At 72.4% G+C, this 19,548-nt stretch carries 18 protein-coding genes; 3 read left to right on the plus strand and 15 right to left on the minus strand.

From position 1 onward, the window contains the following. Positions 1 to 153: 153 nt before the first annotated feature. The 12 genes from AC07AB_RS37060 to AC07AB_RS37115 all read right to left on the minus strand — a co-directional run bounded on the left by AC07AB_RS37060 (position 154) and on the right by AC07AB_RS37115 (position 13,082). Positions 154 to 2,763 (minus strand): RelA/SpoT family protein, encoded by a 2,610-nt coding sequence (locus tag AC07AB_RS37060; protein WP_478576424.1) that lies wholly within the window; start codon positions 2,761 to 2,763, stop codon positions 154 to 156. 170 nt (positions 2,764 to 2,933) lie between these two features. Beyond that, positions 2,934 to 3,482: an adenine phosphoribosyltransferase gene (locus AC07AB_RS37065; RefSeq protein WP_478576426.1), complete on the minus strand. Its 549-nt coding sequence runs from the start codon at positions 3,480 to 3,482 to the stop codon at positions 2,934 to 2,936. Further along, on the minus strand, positions 3,479 to 4,612 hold the full coding sequence (gene secF, locus AC07AB_RS37070) for a protein translocase subunit SecF (RefSeq protein WP_478576428.1): 1,134 nt from the start codon (positions 4,610 to 4,612) through the stop codon (positions 3,479 to 3,481). The genes AC07AB_RS37065 and secF overlap by 4 nt, the downstream gene beginning before the upstream one ends. 1 nt (position 4,613) lies before the next feature. After that, on the minus strand, positions 4,614 to 6,437 hold the full coding sequence (gene secD / locus AC07AB_RS37075) for a protein translocase subunit SecD (RefSeq protein ID WP_478576429.1): 1,824 nt from the start codon (positions 6,435 to 6,437) through the stop codon (positions 4,614 to 4,616). A 150-nt stretch (positions 6,438 to 6,587) separates the two neighbouring features. Further along, positions 6,588 to 7,079, minus strand: a complete 492-nt coding sequence (yajC, locus tag AC07AB_RS37080; protein ID WP_478576430.1) for a preprotein translocase subunit YajC — start codon at positions 7,077 to 7,079, stop codon at positions 6,588 to 6,590. Between the two features lie 163 nt (positions 7,080 to 7,242). Next, positions 7,243 to 8,358: a Holliday junction branch migration DNA helicase RuvB gene (gene ruvB / locus AC07AB_RS37085; RefSeq protein WP_478576432.1), complete on the minus strand. Its 1,116-nt coding sequence runs from the start codon at positions 8,356 to 8,358 to the stop codon at positions 7,243 to 7,245. Between the two features lie 41 nt (positions 8,359 to 8,399). Further along, positions 8,400 to 9,023: a Holliday junction branch migration protein RuvA gene (gene ruvA, locus AC07AB_RS37090; protein ID WP_478576433.1), complete on the minus strand. Its 624-nt coding sequence runs from the start codon at positions 9,021 to 9,023 to the stop codon at positions 8,400 to 8,402. Beyond that, a complete protein-coding gene (ruvC, locus tag AC07AB_RS37095; protein WP_478576435.1) occupies positions 9,020 to 9,571 on the minus strand; it encodes a crossover junction endodeoxyribonuclease RuvC in 552 nt (183 codons plus the stop codon). The genes ruvA and ruvC overlap by 4 nt, the downstream gene beginning before the upstream one ends. Before the next feature lie 268 nt (positions 9,572 to 9,839). After that, positions 9,840 to 10,592, minus strand: coding sequence for a YebC/PmpR family DNA-binding transcriptional regulator (locus AC07AB_RS37100; protein ID WP_478576437.1), 753 nt, complete (start codon positions 10,590 to 10,592; stop codon positions 9,840 to 9,842). Positions 10,593 to 10,654: 62 nt separating this feature from the next. Next, positions 10,655 to 11,257, minus strand: a complete 603-nt coding sequence (pdxT, locus tag AC07AB_RS37105; protein WP_478576439.1) for a pyridoxal 5'-phosphate synthase glutaminase subunit PdxT — start codon at positions 11,255 to 11,257, stop codon at positions 10,655 to 10,657. A gap of 239 nt (positions 11,258 to 11,496) precedes the next feature. Continuing rightward, complete coding sequence (gene pdxS, locus AC07AB_RS37110) at positions 11,497 to 12,402, minus strand: pyridoxal 5'-phosphate synthase lyase subunit PdxS (protein ID WP_478576441.1); 906 nt, start codon at positions 12,400 to 12,402, stop codon at positions 11,497 to 11,499. Between the two features lie 137 nt (positions 12,403 to 12,539). Further along, entirely contained in the window at positions 12,540 to 13,082 is a 543-nt protein-coding gene (locus AC07AB_RS37115; protein ID WP_478576443.1) for a hypothetical protein, read from the minus strand. A 273-nt stretch (positions 13,083 to 13,355) separates the two neighbouring features. On the opposite strand from AC07AB_RS37115, the gene AC07AB_RS37120 reads away from it, so the two are divergent. Next, complete coding sequence (locus tag AC07AB_RS37120) at positions 13,356 to 14,024, plus strand: VC0807 family protein (protein WP_478576444.1); 669 nt, start codon at positions 13,356 to 13,358, stop codon at positions 14,022 to 14,024. An 89-nt stretch (positions 14,025 to 14,113) separates the two neighbouring features. Here AC07AB_RS37120 and AC07AB_RS37125 read toward each other — a convergent pair whose 3' ends face one another. From AC07AB_RS37125 to pgsA, 3 genes are read right to left on the minus strand one after another with little or no spacing between them, the layout of a single operon-like run. Continuing rightward, positions 14,114 to 15,274 (minus strand): glycosyltransferase family 4 protein, encoded by a 1,161-nt coding sequence (locus AC07AB_RS37125; RefSeq protein WP_478576446.1) that lies wholly within the window; start codon positions 15,272 to 15,274, stop codon positions 14,114 to 14,116. After that, positions 15,271 to 16,248, minus strand: coding sequence for a phosphatidylinositol mannoside acyltransferase (locus tag AC07AB_RS37130; RefSeq protein ID WP_478576447.1), 978 nt, complete (start codon positions 16,246 to 16,248; stop codon positions 15,271 to 15,273). Before AC07AB_RS37130 ends, AC07AB_RS37125 begins: the two co-directional genes overlap by 4 nt. Continuing rightward, a complete protein-coding gene (gene pgsA, locus AC07AB_RS37135) occupies positions 16,245 to 16,895 on the minus strand; it encodes a phosphatidylinositol phosphate synthase (protein ID WP_478576449.1) in 651 nt (216 codons plus the stop codon). Before pgsA ends, AC07AB_RS37130 begins: the two co-directional genes overlap by 4 nt. Before the next feature lie 614 nt (positions 16,896 to 17,509). Between pgsA and AC07AB_RS37140 the strand changes: the two genes are divergently transcribed. Both AC07AB_RS37140 and AC07AB_RS37145 read left to right on the plus strand, forming a co-directional pair. Continuing rightward, positions 17,510 to 18,724: a sensor histidine kinase gene (locus AC07AB_RS37140; protein WP_478576451.1), complete on the plus strand. Its 1,215-nt coding sequence runs from the start codon at positions 17,510 to 17,512 to the stop codon at positions 18,722 to 18,724. Next, positions 18,721 to 19,386, plus strand: a complete 666-nt coding sequence (locus AC07AB_RS37145; RefSeq protein WP_478576452.1) for a response regulator — start codon at positions 18,721 to 18,723, stop codon at positions 19,384 to 19,386. The genes AC07AB_RS37140 and AC07AB_RS37145 overlap by 4 nt, the downstream gene beginning before the upstream one ends. The last annotated feature ends 162 nt before the right edge of the window (positions 19,387 to 19,548 follow it).

Below are 19,548 nucleotides of genomic sequence, written 5' to 3' on the forward strand. Positions count from 1 at the left end.
GTGCTTGGTGGCCGGGGGGCGTGTGGTGCCCCCGCTCGAAGGTTTTTTGGGTTGTTTTTTTATCTGCTTTCCCCCTTTTGTGTTGGGGGGTGGGGGGGGGGCCCCCCCCCCCCCCCCCGCCCCCTTATCTCACCGCTCCGCGCCTCTTCGGGCTCAGGGCCTGCGGGCCGAGGTCACGCGGTAGACGTCGTACACGCCCTCCACCGTGCGGACCGCCTTGAGCACATGGCCGAGGTGCTTGGGGTCGCCCATCTCGAAGGTGAAGCGCGAGGTGGCGACCCGGTCGCGGGAGGTCTGGACGGCGGCCGAGAGGATGTTGACGTGCTGGTCGGAGAGGACCCGCGTGACGTCCGAGAGGAGCCGGGAGCGGTCGAGGGCCTCCACCTGGATGGCGACGAGGAAGACCGAGGACTGGGTGGGCGCCCACTCGACCTCGATGATCCGCTCCGGCTGCTGCGAGAGCGAGTCGACGTTGACGCAGTCGGCGCGGTGCACCGAGATGCCGTTGCCCCGGGTGACGAAGCCGATGATGGGGTCTCCGGGCACGGGCGTACAGCAGCGCGCGAGCTTGACCCACACGTCGTCGACGCCCTTGACGACGACGCCGGGGTCCGCGTTGGCACGGCGCTTGGAGCGGCCCCGGATCGGCGTGGACTCGTCGATGTCCTCGTTGGCCGCCTCCTCGCCGCCGAGCGCCTGGACGAGCTTCTGCACGACGCCCTGCGCGGCGACGTGTCCCTCGCCGATGGCCGCGTAGAGGGAGGAGATGTCGGGGTAGCGCATCTCGTGGGCGAGGGTGACGAGCGAGTCGCCGGTCAGGATGCGCTGAATGGGCAGGTTCTGCTTGCGCATCGCCCGCGCTATGGCGTCCTTGCCCTGCTCGATCGCCTCCTCCCGGCGCTCCTTGGAGAACCAGGCGCGGATCTTGTTGCGGGCGCGCGGGGACTTGACGAAGCCGAGCCAGTCGCGGGACGGCGCGGCGCCGGCCGCCTTGGAGGTGAAGACCTCCACCAAGTCGCCGTTGTCCAGGGTCGATTCGAGCGGTACGAGCCGTCCGTTGACGCGGGCGCCTATGGTGCGGTGGCCGACCTCGGTGTGGACCGCGTACGCGAAGTCGACCGGGGTGGCGCCGGCCGGGAGCGCTATGACGTCGCCCTTGGGCGTGAAGACGAAGACCTCGTTGCGGGAGAGGTCGAAGCGCAGCGATTCGAGGAACTCGCCGGGGTCCTCGGTCTCCTTCTGCCAGTCGAGCAGTTGGCGCAGCCACGCCATGTCGTTGACGGTGTCCTGGCCCTTGCCCGCGTTCTTGGGCACGTCGGTACGGACCTTGGAGGCGCCGGCGACGGCTTCCTGCTTGTATTTCCAGTGCGCGGCGATGCCGTACTCGGCACGGCGGTGCATGTCGAAGGTGCGGATCTGGAGTTCGACCGGCTTGCCGCTGGGCCCGATGACCGTCGTGTGCAGCGACTGGTACATGTTGAACTTGGGCATCGCGATGTAGTCCTTGAACCGCCCCGGCACCGGGTTCCACCGGGCGTGCACGGTGCCGAGCGCCGCGTAGCAGTCGCGGACGGTGTCGACGAGGACGCGGATGCCCACCAGGTCGTAGATCTCGGCGAAGTCGCGGCCGCGCACGATCATCTTCTGGTAGACGCTGTAGTAGTGCTTGGGCCGTCCGGTGACGGTGGCCTTGATGCGGGCGGCGCGCAGGTCGGTCTGGACCTCGTCGGTGACGATCGCGAGGTATTCGTCGCGCTTGGGGGCCCGCTCGGCGACGAGCCGCACGATCTCGTCGTACATCTTGGGGTAGAGGATCGCGAAGGCGAGGTCCTCCAGCTCCCACTTGATGGTGTTCATGCCCAGCCGGTGCGCCAGCGGGGCGTAGATCTCCAGGGTCTCGCGGGCCTTCTTCTCCTGCTTCTCCCGCTTGAGGTAGCGCATGGTGCGCATGTTGTGCAGCCGGTCGGCGAGCTTGATGACCAGGACGCGGGGGTCCTTGGCCATGGCGACGACCATCTTGCGCACGGTCTCGGCCTGGGCGGCCTCGCCGAACTTGACCTTGTCGAGCTTGGTGACGCCGTCGACGAGGAGGGCGACCTGGTCGCCGAAGTCGCGGCGCAGGGTGTCGAGCCCGTACTCGGTGTCCTCGACGGTGTCGTGCAGCAGTCCCGCCATCAGCGTCGCCGGATCCATGCCCAGCTCGGCGAGGATGGTGGTGACGGCCAGCGGGTGGGTGATGTAGGGATCGCCGCTCTTGCGCTTCTGGCCGCGGTGCCAGCGCTCGGCGACCTGGTACGCCTTCTCGATCTGGCGCAGCGTCGCGGCGTCGGCCTTGGGGTCGTTGCCGCGGACGATGCGCAGCAGCGGTTCGAGGACCGGGTTGTACGGGCTGGAGCGCTGTACGCCCAGTCGGGCGAGGCGGGCCCGGACACGGTTGGAGGAGCCGGAGCGGGCGGTGGGGCCGGGGGCCGGGCGGGCGGGGGTGGCGCCGGGGGCGGGGCGGTCCGCCGGAGGGGCCGGCTGCTGCTCGGCGGGGGGCTTCGGCCGGTCCGCCGGGGGCGTCGGCACGGCCTCGGCCGCCGTCTTCGGCGCGGTCCGCGGCATGGGCTGCGGTGCGGGCTCGGGCCCGGCCTTCGCCTCGGGCTCCGCCGTGGGCCGCGCCGCGGCGTCGCCTCGGTCCCGGGGCGTGTTCGCGGCCACCGCGGCCTCGGGCGTGGGCTTCTGCGGCTGCGCGGCGGTGAGCGGCTGGGCCTCGTCTGGCAAGAGCACTCTCCTCATGCGGGTCCGGCCCCCGATCAGGTCCGGACTGCCATGGTAACGATCCCGGCCACCTCGCTCTCCCGCAGGCGGCCGCCCTGTGGATAACGGGAGGCGGGCACCGGGGTCTTCCCCGGTGCCCGCCTCCGCTGCGTGCGGCTCGGCCGCGTCGCCGCTCAGACCGTGATCAGCGTCTCCAGCGGTGCGCCGGCCAGCGCCTGCTCCAGCCGCTTCCGGCCGGCCAGGAAGCCCAGCTCCAGCAGGACGGCCACGCCCGCGACCTCGGCGCCCGTACGGCGAATGAGCCGGAGGGACGCCTCGGCGGTGCCGCCGGTGGCCAGGACGTCGTCGATGACCAGGACCCGGTCCCCGGGCCGTAGCGCATCGGCGTGTATCTCGATCTCGGCGCTGCCGTACTCCAGGTCGTACGACTGGGCGAGCGTCGCTCCGGGGAGCTTGCCGGCCTTGCGTACGGGCACGAAGCCGAGCCCTGTGCGGACGGCTACGGGGGCCGCCAGGATGAAGCCGCGCGCCTCCAGACCGACGACCTTGTCCGCGCCGTACCGCTCGCAGAGCTCCGCGAGCGCTTCGGTGAGCGCGCCGAACGCCTTGGCGTCGGCGAGCAGCGGCGTGATGTCCTTGAACACCACGCCCGGCTTCGGGTAGTCCGGTACGTCCGCGATGCGGCTGAGCAGCAGGGAGCGCAGTCCCTCGGCGTCGTTCACCGGCGCTTGCCCGACGGACGCCCGCGACCGCGGTTGCGGGCGGCGGGCCGGCCGCGCGGTCCGACGACGCCGGCCGCGGCCGAGCCGTCGTCATCGACATCGCTGTCGTCGAAGTCCGCCGCGTCCCGCTCGTCCGTCTCGACGCCCGATTCGGCCTTGGCGGCGGCGGTGGCGCGCTTCGCGCGCACCCGCTTGGCCAGGGCCTTCATCTGCGGTTCGCGTTCCTTGAGGTCGGCGACGAGCGGGGTGGCGATGAAGATCGAGGAGTACGCGCCGGCCGCGAGGCCGACGAACAGGGCGAGCGAGATGTCGTTGAGCATGCCCGCGCCGAGGAAGCCGCCGCCGATGAAGAGCAGGGCGCCGACCGGCAGCAGCGCCACGATCGTGGTGTTGATGGAGCGCACCAGGGTGCCGTTGAGGCTGCGGTTGGCGATTTCGCTGTAGGTCTGGCGGCTCTGCTTGGTGATGCCCCGGGCGCTCTCCTTGAGTCCGTCGAAGACGACGACGGTGTCGTAGAGGGAGTAACCGAGAATCGTCAGCAGACCGATCACGGTGCCGGGTGTGACCTCGAACCCGACGAGGGCGTAGACGCCGACGGTGATGGAGAGGTCGTGGACCAGCGCGATCAGGGCGGCGACGGCCATGCGCCACTCGAAGGCGATGGCGAGGTAGATCACCACCAGGACCATGAAGATCCCCAGGCCCATCCACGCCTTGTTGGCGATCTGGTCGCCCCAGCTCGGGCCGATGATGTCCGTGTTGATCTTGTCGGTCGGTACGTCCAGCTTCTTGGCGAGCGCCTCCTGCGTCGAGCGGGAGTCCCCCGTGCTGAGCTCGCTGACCTGGATGCGCAGGGACTTGTTGCCGAGCTTCTGGACGATCGCGGTGTGGCCGGAGGCGCTCTTGGCGGTCTCTTCGGCCTGCTCGGCCGAGACGGAGGTCGTCGGGGTGGTGAAGACGGCTCCGCCGGAGAAGTCGATGCCCATGTTCAGGCCGCGCACCGCCAGGCCGACGATGGCCGTGATGGTGATGAGGATCGAGATGCCGTACCAGATCTTCCGCTTGGCCACGAAGTCGTAGCCGACCTCGCCGCGGTAGAGCCTGGCGCCGATGCTGCCGAGTTTGGACATCTCACGCCTCCTTGGGGTCGACGGGGGCGGAGGAGCCGCGGCGGGAGGCCCGTAGCGGCGGTTTCACTCCGAGGCGCTTGGGGTCCAGCCCCGACCACGGGTGGCCGCCGGCGAAGAACTTGTGGCGGGCCAGGATCGTCATCAGCGGCTTGGTGAAGAGGAAGACCACCACGACGTCGAGCAGCGTGGTCAGGCCGAGCGTGAACGCGAAGCCCTGCACCTTGCCGACGGTGACGACGAAGAGCACCGCGGCGGCGAGGAAGGACACGAAGTCGGAGACCAGGATGGTGCGCCGGGCGCGCGGCCAGCCGCGCTCGACGGCCGGTCGCAGGGACCTGCCGTCGCGGATCTCGTCCCGGATGCGTTCGAAGTACACGATGAAGGAGTCGGCGGTGATGCCGATGGCCACGATGGCACCGCAGACGGCCGGCAGGTTCAGCGCGAAGCCGATGGCCGGGCCGAGCAGGGTCATGATCGTGTAGGTGAGGACCGCGGAGACCCCGAGGCTGGCCAGGGCGACGAGCGCGAGCCCGCGGTAGTAGGCGACCAGATAGATGATCACCAGTGCGAGGCCGATGGCGCCCGCGAGCAGGCCGGCTTCGAGCTGTTCGCCGCCGAGCGCCGCGGTCACGGTGGTCTCGGTGACGACGTCGAAGGAGAGCGGCAGCGCGCCGAAGGACAGCACGTTGGCGAGGTCCTGGGCGCTCTGCTGGGTGAAGCTGCCGGAGATCTCGGCCTCGCCGCCCGCGATGGACTGGCTGACCGACGGGTCGGAGACGACCTCGCCGTCCAGGACGATCGCGAACTGGTTCTGCGGCGGCTGCTGGCCCGCCAGCTTGCCCGTGACGTCGGCGAACTTCTTGGAGCCGCCGGAGGTGAACTTCAGCTGGACGATCCAGCCCTGGCCGCGCTGGCTGTCGAAGACGGCGGAGGCGCCGTTGACGTCGGTGCCCTCCACGGCGACCGGGCCGAGGATCTCCTTGGCGGAGCCGTCCTTCTTGCACGCCACGACCATGTCCTTGGGCGTCGCGCCGGCGGCCTTCTCCCGCGCCTTGGCCATGCCCTCCTTGGTGGTGCAGTCCAGTTCGGCGAGCTGCTTCTGGAGGGCGGCGGCGTCCGGGGAACCGGAGGGCGTCTGGGAGGGCTTCGGGTCCTTGCCGTCCTTGCCGTCCTTGCCCTTGCCCGTGGTCTTGGGGTCGGGGGTCGAGTCGGCCTTCAGGGCGTCGGTGACGGCCCGGCCCTGCGTCTTGGACGTCGGGGTGCCGGTCGGCGTGGCGCTGCCGGACGGGTTGACCTTGTCCTTAGCGTCCTTACCGTCCTTGGCGTCCTTGGCGTCCTTACCGTCCTTGCTGTCCTTACCGTCCTTGCCCTTCGCGCTGGAGGAAGGGCTCGTCGACGGCTCGGGAGACTTGTTGACGGGCGTGGTGCTCAGCACCGGGCGGAAGCCCAGCTGGGCGGTGGTGCCGACCTGCTGGCGGGCCTGCTTCGCGTTCGTCCCCTTGGGGATGTTCACGATGATGTGATTGGCGCCCTGCGTCTGAACCTCGGCCTCGGTGACGCCCAGACCGTTGACACGCCGGTTGATGATGCTCACGGCGGTGTTCATATTGGTCGTGTTGATGGCGTTGGGCTTGCCCGGCTGGTTCTTGGCCTCCAGCGTGAAGCTCGTACCACCGGCGAGGTCGATCCCCAACCGCGGCGCGGTGTGCCCGGAGGTGAACATTCCCCCCACGAGCGCCACCATGGCGATCAGGATCAGGGCGAGAATCCGCCCCGGCCTGCCCTGGCCGCCCGGGGACCTACGGCCCTTCTTCGGTGCTGCCACCTTGTCGTATCTCCCTGTCCAACCGTCCGGCGTCGGGTGTTCGCCGGGCGGCCACGAAGTGTTGTGGGGACGTGCCCCCGCCGGAGCCTAGACCGTCAGGGAACCGCGGCGCACCGCTCGATGGGCGCTCCGCGGTTCGTCGTACGGGGCTTACTTCGCGTCGGTGTCGCCGTCGCGCTTGCCGTCCTTCTTGGCGTCCTTCTTGACGTCCTCGGGCTCCGCGTCGTCCGCCGACGCACCCGTCTCCTCCGGCTCGCCCTTGCCGAGGTCGATCTTCTTCTCGCCGGCGGCCGGCTCGATGTCCTCGGTCAGCGAGGAGGCGTCGTCCGGGACGACCGGAGCCTCGGTCTCCTCGGCCTCGATCCCGTGCACGATGCGGTTGTACTCCGCGTCCTCCAGGACGGCACCGATCGAGTTCTTCGCGTAGATCGCGTGCACTCCGGGGGCGATCTCAAGGGTGACCGCGTCGTCGTGGAGCTCCTTGACGGTGGCGTACATGCCCCCGATCGTGCGCACGCCGGTGCCCGGCTGCATCTGGTTCCGCATCTGGGAGGCCTGGCGCTGCTTGTTCTTCGCCGACCGGGTCATCAGGAACATGGCCCCGATGAGCACGATGAACGGGAGGAGAGTCACGAGATTCACGGGACGGGTTTCCTTCACACGACCGCCGGTGAGCGGCCTGGACTACGGGGGGTGGTATGCCGCCCCGAGACGGACGGCATCGGCGGAGTCTAAGCGAGTCCGCGCCTATGGAACAACGCCCAGCATGGCACCGGGGTTCCTGAGGCGACCAGTCCCCGCGCCGTCAGCCGCCGAACAGGCCGCTCTGTCCCGGCTGCCCGGGGCCGCCCGCGCCCTGCCGCGGCGGCAGGAGTCCGAGGTGCGCCCAGGCGGCGGGCGTCGCGACCCGGCCCCTGGGCGTACGGGCCAGCAGCCCCTCCCTGACCAGGAACGGTTCGGCGACCTCCTCGACCGTCTCACGCTCCTCCCCCACCGCCACGGCGAGGGTCGACAGGCCGACCGGCCCGCCGCTGAACAGCTTCAGCAGAGCGGTGAGGACAGCGCGGTCGAGCCGGTCCAGACCGCGGGCGTCCACCTCGTACACGGCGAGGGCCTGCGAGGCGATCCCGGCGGTGATCAGCCCGTCCGCCTTGACCTGCGCGTAGTCACGGACGCGGCGCAGCAGCCGGTTGGCGATGCGGGGGGTGCCGCGGGAGCGGCCGGCGATCTCGGCGGCCCCCTCGCCTTCGATCTCCACGTCGAGGAGGCGGGCCGAGCGGTGTATAACGCGCTCCAGCTCGGCCGGTGCGTAGAACTCCATGTGGCCGGTGAAGCCGAAGCGGTCGCGCAGCGGCGGCGGCAGGAGCCCGGCGCGGGTGGTGGCGCCGACGAGGGTGAAGGGCGGCAGCTCCAGGGGGATGGCCGTGGCGCCCGGGCCCTTTCCGACAATAACGTCGACCCGGTAGTCCTCCATGGCCATGTACAGCATCTCTTCGGCGGGCCGCGACATGCGGTGGATCTCGTCGAGGAAGAGGACCTCCCCCTCGGCGAGGGAGGAGAGGATCGCCGCGAGGTCGCCGGCGTGCTGGATGGCGGGACCGGAGGTGATCCGGATGGGGGCGCCCATCTCGGCGGCGATGATCATCGAGAGGGTGGTCTTGCCGAGGCCGGGCGCGCCGGAGAGCAGGACGTGGTCGGCGGTGGCGCCGCGCTGGCGGGCCGCGCGCAGCACCAGGTCGAGCTGTTCGCGGACGCGCTCCTGTCCGACGAACTCGTCGAGGTCCTTGGGCCGCAGGGCGGCCTCGATCGCCTGGTCGTCGCCGTCGGCTCCGGCGACGGCGTCCACCAGCCGCCCGCCGGGACCCGCGGGGCCGTCGAGGTCGGCGTCGGGTGTGGCCGCTGCGGGCTCGTCCCAGTTCATGGTCGGTCTCTCGGGTAGGCGGTGGCGTGCGGGCCCGGCCGTCAGCGGGCCCGGTTGAGGGTCTGCAGCGCGGCGCGCAGCAGCTGCGGCACGGCGGGCTGGGCGCCCTCGGCCATGGCCGCCTCCGCCTGGGGGGCGACGGCCGCGACCGCCTCGTCGGCCTCCCGGGTGGCGTAGCCGAGGCCGATCAGGGCGGCGGTCAGCTGTTCGCGCCAGCCGGGGCCGGCGGCGCTGCCGACGCCCGTGCCCGCACCGGGCCCGATCGGGTCGCCGAGGCGGTCCTTCAGTTCGAGCAGCAGGCGCTGGGCGCCCTTCTTGCCGATGCCGGGCACGGCCATCAGGGCCTTCTCGTCGCCGGTGGCGACGGCGCGCCGCAGGGCGTCGGGGGCGTGCACGGCGAGCATGGCCTGGGCGAGGCGGGGGCCGACGCCGCTCGCGGTCTGGAGCAGCTCGAAGACCTGGCGCTCGTCCTCGTCGGCGAAGCCGTAGAGGGTCAACGAGTCCTCGCGGACGACGAGGGAGGTGGCGAGTTTGGCGGGCTGTCCGATGCGCAGGGCGGCGAGGGTGCCGGGGGTGCACTGGAGCGCCATGCCGACGCCGCCGACCTCGACGACTGCGGTGTCCGGGGCGAGGGCCGCGACCGGGCCGGAGACGAAGGCGATCATCGGGTGCCTTTCGGGAGACGTGCGGGGGCGAGGGTGCGGCGGTGGGCCGCGACGGCTTCCTGGAGGCGGTTGGTCGCCGGAGCGCGCCAGATGTGGCAGATGGCCAGGGCGAGGGCGTCGGCGGCGTCCGCCGGTTTCGGCGGCGCGTCCAGCCGCAGCAGCCGGGTGACCATGGCGCCGACCTGGGCCTTGTCGGCCCGGCCGGAGCCGGTGACGGCGGCCTTGACCTCGCTGGGAGTGTGCAGCGCGACGGGCAGTCCGCGGCGGGCGGCGCAGAGCATGGCGACGGCGCTGGCCTGCGCGGTGCCCATCACCGTGCTGACGTTGTGCTGGCTGAAGACGCGCTCCACGGCGACGCACTCGGGCCGGTGCTCGTCCAGCCACTGCTCGATGCCGCGCTCGATGAGGACGAGCCGCTCGGCGACGGGGGCGTCGGCCGCGGTCCGTACGACGCCGACCCCGGCCATCCGCAGGGGGCGCCCCGCCACGCCTTCCACCACACCGATCCCGCACCGGGTCAGACCCGGGTCCACGCCGAGTACGCGCACGGTGCCCCCACCTTCCTTGGCCGACTGGCCGACTGTTCGTGCAGGTTACCGGCTGCCGCTGACAACGACCGGATACGGGCACGCCCGCGGGCCCGGGGCGGCCGCCTGGCGTCGGCCCGGCCGCCCGCGCGTCCCGGACCAGCCCGTACACAAGCGGGCGAGTGGGCAAGTGGGCAAGTGGGCAAGGCGGGGCAGACCGGTGGGCGGGTGGACAAGACGAACGGGTCGACGGAGCATCCCGTCGACCCGCCCGTACGCGGTCAGCGACTCAGGCGTCCACCTTGGACATGACGTCGTCGGAGACGTCGAAGTTGGCGAAGACGTTCTGCACGTCGTCGCTGTCCTCCAGCGCGTCGATCAGCTTGAAGATCTTGCGCGCGCCGTCCTCCTCCAGCTCCACCTGCATGGTGGGCACGAAGTTGGCGTCGGCCGAGTCGTAGTCGATGCCGGCCTCCTGGAGGGCGGTGCGGACCGCGACCAGGTCGGTGGCCTCGCTGAGCACCTCGAAGGAGTCGCCGAGGTCGTTGACCTCTTCGGCGCCCGCGTCCAGGACCGCGCCGAGCACGTCGTCCTCGGACAGCTCGGCCTTGGGGACGATGACGACGCCCTTGCGGTTGAAGAGGTAGGAGACCGAGCCCGGGTCGGCCATCGAGCCGCCGTTGCGGGTCATCGCCACGCGTACGTCCGAGGCGGCGCGGTTGCGGTTGTCGGTGAGGCACTCGATGAGCACCGCGACGCCGTTCGGGCCGTACCCCTCGTACATGATCGTCTCGTAGTCGGCGCCGCCGGCCTCAAGGCCGGCGCCGCGCTTGACCGCGGAGTCGATGTTCTTGTTCGGCACCGAGCTCTTCTTCGCCTTCTGGATGGCGTCGAAGAGGGTCGGGTTGCCCTCGACATCGGCGCCGCCCGTGCGGGCCGCGACCTCGATGTTCTTGATCAGCTTCGCGAAGAGTTTGCCGCGCTTGGCATCGATCACGGCCTTCTTGTGCTTCGTCGTAGCCCATTTAGAGTGGCCGGACATCCGCGTGTCTCCTTCGCGTAACCAATTCTTGAATGAACGCCTGAGATCCTACCGGGGTGAGCTCACAGGGTGGCGCGCACCATGTCGACGAAGAGGGCGTGCACCCGGTGATCGCCGGTGAGTTCGGGGTGGAAGGACGTGGCCAGGACCCGGCCCTGCCGGACGGCGACCGTGTGACCGTCGTGGACGGCCAGCACCTCGACGCCGGCGCCCGTCGACTCGACCCAGGGCGCGCGGATGAAGACGCCCTCGACCGGCCCGCCGGCTACCCCGGCGACCTCGACGGCCGCCTCGAACGACTCGTTCTGCCGGCCGAACGCGTTGCGGCGCACGATCATGTCGATGCCGCCCAGCGTCTCCTGGTCCTCCCGGCCGTCGAGCAGCTTGTCCGCGACCATGATCATGCCGGCGCAGGAGCCGTATACGGGCATCCCGGCCCGTACCCGCGCGCGCAGCGGTTCGAGCATCCCGAAGGCGACGGCGAGCTTGGAGATGGTGGTGGACTCGCCGCCGGGGATCACCAGGCCGTCGGCCTCGGCCAGCTCCTCGGGCCGGCGGACCGGGCGGGCCAGGGCGCCGGCCTCGGCGAGCGCGGCGAGGTGTTCGCGGACGTCGCCCTGGAGGGCGAGCACCCCGATCACGGGGTCGGACGCGGGGTGGGGCACGGAGTGGATACCTCTCAGCGTGTCGGTGCCCGGTGGGCGGCGGCCCCGGGCAGCGTGGACCATGGGGCCCCGAGGCAGCGCGGGCCACGGAGTCCGGGGCAGCGCGGGCCACGGGCCTCGGACGGCGTGGGCCGTAGGACCCCGGGCCGCGGAGGCCGCGGGACTCCGAGCCGCGCAGGCCGCGGGACCCCGGGCCGCCGGGCCCGGGATCGGGCGGGCCGCCCACCGGGCGGCGCGGTCTACCAGCCGCGGTTGGCGTAGCGCTCGGCCTCGGGGAGGGTGTCGCAGTTGATGCCGACCATGGCCTCGCCGAGGTCACGGGACGCGTCCGCGATGATCTTGGGGTCGTCGTAGAAGGTGGTGGCCTTCACGATCGCCGCGGCCCGCTTGGCCGGGTCGCCGGACTTGAAGATGCCGGAGCCCACGAAGACCCCCTCCGCGCCGAGCTGGCGCATCAGCGCCGCGTCGGCCGGGGTGGCGACGCCGCCCGCGGAGAACAGCACGACCGGCAGCTTGCCGAGCTCGGCGACCTCCTTGACCAGCTCGTACGGGGCGCGCAGCTCCTTGGCCGCGGCGAACAGCTCGTTGGAGTCGAGGGCGCGCAGCCGGCCGATCTCGCCCTTGATCTGCCGCATGTGGCGGACGGCCTCGACCACGTTGCCGGTGCCGGCCTCGCCCTTGGAGCGGATCATGGCCGCGCCCTCGGCGATCCGGCGCAGCGCCTCGCCGAGGTTGGTGGCGCCGCAGACGAAGGGGGTGGTGAACGCCCACTTGTCGCTGTGGTTGACCTCGTCGGCCGGGGTGAGCACCTCGGACTCGTCGATGTAGTCGACGCCGAGCGACTGGAGGATCTGGGCCTCGACCAGGTGGCCGATGCGGGACTTGGCCATGACCGGGATGGAGACGGCCCCGATGATGCCGTCGATCATGTCCGGGTCGGACATCCGGGCCACGCCGCCGTCCTTGCGGATGTCGGCCGGGACCCGCTCCAGGGCCATGACCGCGACGGCGCCCGCGTCCTCGGCGATCTTCGCTTCCTCGGGCGTGACCACATCCATGATCACGCCGCCCTTCAGCTGCTCGGCCATGCCGCGCTTGACGCGCGCAGTGCCGGTCTCGGGGCTTCCCGCGGGGGTGGTGGACACGTGATGACCTCGCTATCAAGGGCTGAGATGCTGCACGGCCCACGAAACCGCACGCGTACGACCTGCGGAAAGAGCCAATCCGAGGCCGGTGGCCTGAGCACGCCGGCCGTACGGGCGCCTGTGGCCCGTACGCGCCGTCAGCGGCCCGTGTGCTCGGCCAGCGCGGCCGGCGGCTCGTCGTCCATCTCGAAGGCCAGCGGGAACGGAGCGTGGCCGGCCAGCCGGAACCAGCGCACCACCCGGTGCTCGCGCACGGCCCGCGCGGCCCGCACCGAGTCGTTGTGGAAGCGCCGCGCCATCGGCACCCGGCGCACGGCCGCCATCAGCTCCCGCACCGACTCCTCGCCGCCCGGCGCCGCCCGCACCGCGTCGACCTGCGCCGGCTCGGCGAACACCGCGCGCAGCGCCTGGCTCAGCTCGCTCTCGGCGACCTCCCGGTGCTCCTCCTCGGCCTGCCGGGCGGCGTGCGCCGCCTGGTAGAGCACGATGGAGGCCGCCGGGTCCAGGACCCCCGAGGTGCCGAGTTCCTGCGCCACCGACGCGCGCCGCAGGAGCTGCGCGTCGAGCGCGGCCTTCGCCGCGTCGATGCGGCTGTGCAGCCGGTCCAGGCGCCCCGCGGTCCAGCTCAGGTAGACGCCGATGACGACCAGGGCCGCCGCGATCCAGATGAAAGTGGTCACGCCGGGCCACAGTACCGGCCGCCGCGGCCCACCCCACGGTGGAGACGCGGGTGGAGGCGCACGGGTGGAGAAACACCGCCGAGGACCGACCCTGGCTCCGATCCGCGCGGGCGCCCCGGTTCCTAACGTTTCCGACAAGGACATCGGCCCGGTCGCGCTGACCGGCCGGACCGTCCGACCAGGCCGATCGACCGGACCGACCGACCAGGCAGACCAGGCGGACCAGGCGGACCAGGCCGATCGACCGAACGGACCGCGACAAAGGAGGCACCCATGGATCGGCAGGCACGACGCACGCTGGCCGTCTCGATCGCCGTGAACGTCGTCTTCCCGCTCGGCGTCTACTACCTGCTCCGCGCCCAAGGCGCCGCGCAGTGGCTGGCGTTGCTGCTCAGCGGCGCCGCGCCGGCCGCACGCGCCGTCTACACGCTGGCCACTCGCCGCCGTGTCGATGGCTTCGACGTGTTCGTCGTCGGCATGCTCACTCTCTCCGCGGGCACCGCGCTGATCAGCGGCGAGCCACGGGTGCTGCTGCTCAAGAACGTGGCCCTGTCGCTGGGGCTGGCGGCGTGGATCCTGGGCACGCTGTACGCGCCGCGGCCGTTCGTCTTCCAGTTCGCCCGACAGTGGCACGCCGAAGCCGCCAGGGCGGAGCGCGACCGGTTCTGGACGGAGTCCGCCGAATTCCGGCGCGCGCTGCGGCGGGTGACGGTGCTGTGGGGCGGTGCCCTGCTCGTCGACGCGTCCCTCAGCACGATCACCGCCCTGACGCTGCCGGTCGACGCCGTACCGGCGATCGAACGGGTGCAGAGTCTGGTGCTGCTCGGGCTGCTGGCGGCCGTGACCCTCTTCTACGGGCGGCGCTTCCACGCCCGCCACGGCATGTCCCTGATCGGCTCCCGCCGGAGCCCCGCGCCGGAGCCGGTCGCGAGCGGGGCCTGAGCGGTCCGGCCCGGCCGTCGGCGGACGCCGGCCGGGCGCCGGCGCCAGGCGGCCGGCCTCCACCTCTCGTGGCGGCCGGCCCTCGCCTCTCAGTCCCGGGCCAGCCCGAACCTCGCCCGCAGTCCCACCCGCTCGTCCGCCGCCACCGAGGCCGCGCCCGCCGTGACCATCTCGTAGACGGAGAGGATCTCCGCGCCCACCGTCGACCAGTCGAAGCGGCGGACGTGCCGGCTGCCGTGCTCGCTCAGCTCGGTGCGCCGCTTCGGGTCGCCGAGCAGCCGCACCGCCGCCGCCGCGAGCGCGTCGGCGTCCTCGTTGGCGAACAGCTCGCCCGCCGTCCCCTGGTCGAGGACCTGCGCGAAGGCTTCGAGGTCGCTGGCGAGCACCGGCGCCCCCGCCGACATCGCCTCGACCAGGATGATCCCGAAGGACTCGCCGCCGGTGTTGGGGGCGACGTACACATCGACGCTGCGCAGCAGCCGCGCCTTGTCCTCGTCGCTGACCATGCCGAGGAACTCGACGCGCCCGCGCATCTCCTCGGGCAGGCTCGCCACCGCCTCCTCCTCGTCACCGCGCCCGGCGACCAGCAGCCTGGTCTCCGGGCGCTCCGCGAGGATCGCCGGCAGCGCCCGCATCAGGACCGGCAGGCCCTTGCGCGGCTCGTCGATGCGGCCGATGAAGCCGATGGTGGAGCCCTGCCACTCCTCCTTGGGCTCGGCGTCGGCGAAGAAGCCGACGTCCACGCCGTTGGGGATGACGACGGCGTCCCCGCCGAGGTGTTCGACCAGGGTCCGGCGCGCGTACTCGCTCACCGCGATGCGCGCGCTGATCTTCTCCAGGGCGGGCTGGAGGATCGGGTACGCGGCGATCATGAAGCGGGAGCGCGGGTTGGAGGTGTGGAAGGTCGCCACGATCGGGCCCTGCGCCGCCCAGCAGGCGAGCAGGCCGACGGACGGCGTGCCGGGCTCATGGATGTGGATCACGTCGAAGGCGCCGTCGTGCAGCCAGCGGCGCACGCGGGCGGCCGACAGGAAACCGAAATTGAGCCTCGCGACCGAACCGTTGTAGGGCACCGGTACAGCACGTCCGGCGGAGACCACATACGGCGGCAGCGGTGTCTCGTCATCCGCCGGGGCCAGTACGGACACCTCGTGGCCCAGCCGGATGAGGTGCTCGGCGAGGTCGCGGATGTGGAACTGGACGCCGCCGGGGACGTCCCACGAGTACGGGCAGACGATCCCGATCCTCAAGGCTTCTCCGTTCCGGAGCTGTCATCGGAGTGGGGCTCAGGTCTGGGGCGGGTGCCGGGGCGGGGCTCGGGGCCGCCGCCCTCCGCCCGCGGTTCGAGGTCGGCGAGCCACAGCCGCTGGAGCATGTGCCAGTCCTCCGGGTGCTCGGCGATGCCCGAGGCGAACGCGTCGGCCAACTGCTGCGTCATGGCGGCGACCTGCTCGGTGCGGGTCCCGGTCTCCGGGACCTCGACCTCCGGGTGTACCCGGCCGCGCATGACCGGTGTCCCGTCGTACCAGAGCGTGACCGGCAGCAGCAGGGCACCGGTCTGCCGCGCCAGCATGGCAGGGCCCGCGGGCATCCGCGCGGTCTCGCCGAAGAACTTCACCTCGACGCCCGAGGCGGACAGGTCCCGGTCGGCCACCAGGCAGACCAGGCCGCCCGCGCGCAGCCGCCGGGCCAGCGTGCCGAACGCGCTGCCGCCGGTGTGCGGCAGGACCTCCATGCCCAGCCCCTCGCGGTAGGCGACGAACCGGTCGTACAGCGTCTCCGGCTTCAGCCGCTCGGCGACCGTGGTGAACGGCACGCCGAGCGTGGTGGTGACCCAGGCCCCCGCGAGGTCCCAGTTGCCCAGGTGCGGCAGGGCGAGGACGACGCCCCGGCCGCTGGCCAGGCCGTCCTCCAGGTGGTGGACGTCCAGCACCTCGAAGCCGTCCCGGATGCGGTCCTCGCTCCAGGCCGGCAGCCGGAAGGACTCCATCCAGTAGCGCAGATACGAGCGCATGCCGGCCCGCGACAGCTCGGCGAGGCGCGCCGGGGTGGCGTCGGGGACCACCCGGGCGAGGTTCGACTCCAGGCGCAGCACGCTCTTGCCGCGCCGCTTCCAGGCGGTGTCGGCGATCCGCTGCCCGAGCCGTACGGCCACGGATTCGGGCAGCTTCTTGACGGTGCTCCAGCCGAGCCCGTACAGCGCGTCGGTCAGCTGGTCCTTCACGCGGCTCCGCCCCCCTGCGCATCCGCCTCGGCGGCTTCTCGGCGTACGGTCACCACCCGCTGCACCAGCGTGACGAGGCTGCCGGCGGCCACGGCCCACAGGGCGATCGGCAGCAGCACCTGGATGCCGGGCACGCCGAACTTGTGCAGCCCGGAGAAGCCGCAGGCGACCAGCGAGATGACCAGCCGCTCGGCGCGCTCGACGAGCCCGTTGACGTTCACCGGCAGGCCGATCGCCTCGCCGCGCGCCTTGGTGTATGAGACCACCTGGCCGCTGGCGAGGCAGAAGAGCGTCACCGCGCAGAGCGTGAGGCTGTCGCCGCCGCCCGCGTACCAGAGCGCGAGGCCGCCGAAGATCGCGGCGTCGGCGACCCGGTCCAGCGTGGAGTCGAGGAACGCGCCCCAGCGGCTGGAGCGGCCGAGCTGGCGCGCCATGTTGCCGTCGATCAGGTCCGAGAAGACGAACAGGGTGATGACGACGGTGCCCCAGAAGAACTCCCCCTGGGGGTAGAAGACCAGCGCGCCCGCCATGACACCGCCGGTCCCGATGAGGGTCACCGCGTCGGGGCTGACACCGAGCCGGATGAGCAGAGCGGCGAACGGCGTGAGAACACGCGTGAAGAAAGCACGCGCGTACTTGTTCAGCATGGCCTTCCCGGAGGTCGAATCGGGCCGAATGGCGAAGGGGCCACCGGCTGGCCCATCGTAGTCACGCGACACGCGCACACCGCGAACGCATCGCGTCCGGCGACCATGGCGCTCGTCACGGTCCGCCGGGGAGCGGGGCGCCGGTGGCACACGCCGCACACCCGTGCGTTCCCCCGCCCGTCCGGGCCGTCCAGCCGGGGGCGTCCGCACCCGGCCGGGGTGCCCCATGTCCGGGCCGCGCCCGGCCGGGGCGCCTCACGTCCGGGCCGCGCCCGCGCCGCCGCCCCGGCCCCGGCCGTACGGACAGACCGCGCCCCGGCCCGTACGGACAAACCCCGGTCCCGGTCCCGGTCCCGGCCCCGGCCCCGGCCCGCACGGACGGACCGCCGCGCGGGGCGATCCCGTACGGGCAGACCCCGGCCCCGGCCCGTACGAGCAGACTCCGACCCCCGCCTGTACGGACAACTCCCCACCCGGCGCGATCCCGCCATGCCGCCATGCCCGCCGTGCCCGCGATCCCGCCCCGAAGACCGGCCGGGCGGCCGAGGGCTCCGCGCCCGTATCGGCCGATCGGCCGACCCCTCCGCCGATCGTCGCCGCATAGCCTGAGGGACGTGGAAGATCGCACACCGCTCCCCCGCCCTCTCGCCCAGCGCCTGGCCGTCTGCGCGCTGTACGCGGCCCTCGGCCTGCTGTGGGCGGCCGACCTGTCCTCCGCGAGGGCGGGCCACGCCGGCGCCGGCCCCCGGGCCTGGCTGCTCCCCGTGGCCGGGCCGCTGATCGCCGCGCTGGTGCTGCTGCCCGAGAGCCGGCCGCGCCGCCTGACGTGGCGGACCGCCGCCGCTGTCGTACTGTCCTGGCTGCTGACCGGCGTCCTGCTGCTGCCCGGCGAGCGCATCGTGAACGGCGCCTGGGAACTCCTGGAGACCGCCTGCCTGCTGCTGGCCCTGACGCGCGTCGCGCGGAAGGAGGGGCCGCCCGCCGCCGCCGTCGCGCTGAGCGCCGCACTGGGCCTCGCGGTCATCGTGGTGCCGCTGCGCATGGCCGAGTTGCACCTGATGGTCTTCTTCTCCTTCCTGCTGACGTTCTTCGTCGGCGGCGCCCTCGGGCTCGGCAGCTATCTGCGCGTACTCGACGGCCGCCGCGTCCGCGCCATCAGCGCCGTGCGCGACGGCGAACGGCGCGAACTCGCCCGCGACCTCCACGACTTCGTCGCCCACCACGTCACCGGGATCGTCATCCAGGCGCAGGCCGCCCGCACCATCCGGGACACCGCGCCCGAGCAGGTCGACCCGCTGCTGAGCAGCATCGAGTGGGCGGGGACGGAGACGCTGGACTCGATGCGGCGGCTGGTGCGCGTGCTGCGCGAGGAGGAGGGCGCCCCTCTGCGGCCCGGCGACATGCTGGCCGAACTCCCTTCCCTCGTGGACGAGTTCACCCGCAATGGCGGACCGCCGGTCGCCCTGGAGGTCACCGACGCGGCACGGCGGGCCCGGCTGGGGCCCGAGGTGGAGACGTCCGTGCAGCGGGTGGTGCGGGAGGCGCTGACCAATGTGCGCCGTCACGCACCCGCCGCCCCCACGGCCGGCGTCCGCGTCGACGCGGACGGGAGGAGGCTCACCGTCCAGGTCCGCAACGCCCCCTCGGCCGAGCGCCGGTTCGCGCCCCTCGGCGGGCGCGGCGGCTTCGGCCTGCTCGGGCTGCGGGAGCGGGTGGAGGCCGTCGACGGCGAGCTGCGGGCCGAGCCGACATCCGACGGCGGCTGGCTGGTCGCCGCCGCCTTCCCCGCTCCGGCCGGCGCGGGGCCCGTGGCAGGAGCACCCGCGTGAGCAGCTCCACGACGACCGTACTCATCGCCGACGACCAGGAGATGGTCCGTACCGGCTTCCGGCTGATCCTCGACGCACAGCCCAGCATCACGGTGATCGGCGAGGCCGCCGACGGCGCCGAGTGCGTCGAGGCCGCCCGCCGGCTGCGCCCCGACGTGTGCCTGGTGGACGTACGGATGCCGAGACTCGACGGCCTGGAGGTGACCCGGGTGCTCGCGGGCCCGGACGCCGCCGACCCGCTGCGGGTGGTCATCGTCACCACCTTCGACCAGGACGACTACCTCTACACCGCCATGCGGCACGGGGCGTGCGGCTTCCTCCTCAAGGACGCGGGGCCGGGGCTGCTCATCGAGGCGGTACGGGCGGCGGCGCGCGGTGACGCGCTGGTCTCCCCGGCCGTGACCGTCCGGCTGCTGGCGCGCCTCGGCGAGCAGCGGCGGAAGCCCGCGGCGGCGGAGCCCGCGCCGCTCACCGGGCGGGAGTCGGACGTGGTGCGGCTGGTCGCGGTCGGGCGGACCAACCACGAGATCTGCCGGGAGCTGTCCCTCTCCCTGTCCACGGTCAAGACGCACCTGGCGAGCGTCCAGGCGAAGCTCGGGGTGCGCAATCGCGTCGAGATCGCGGCCTGGGCCTGGGACACGGGCGCGGTCGGCTCGCGCTGACGGCGGCACGGGCCCGATCTGCTCGCGCTGACGGCGGCACGGGCCCACCTGAGGAACCGGCGGGGCGACAGCGGACGGCGGCGGACTACGGGAACAGCCACCGCCTTCCGGCCACGCCCCGAAGGTCCATTACCAGCCGATGACTTGATCTTCGTCCGACCG

This window comes from Streptomyces sp. NPDC044033 (genome assembly GCF_056434425.1).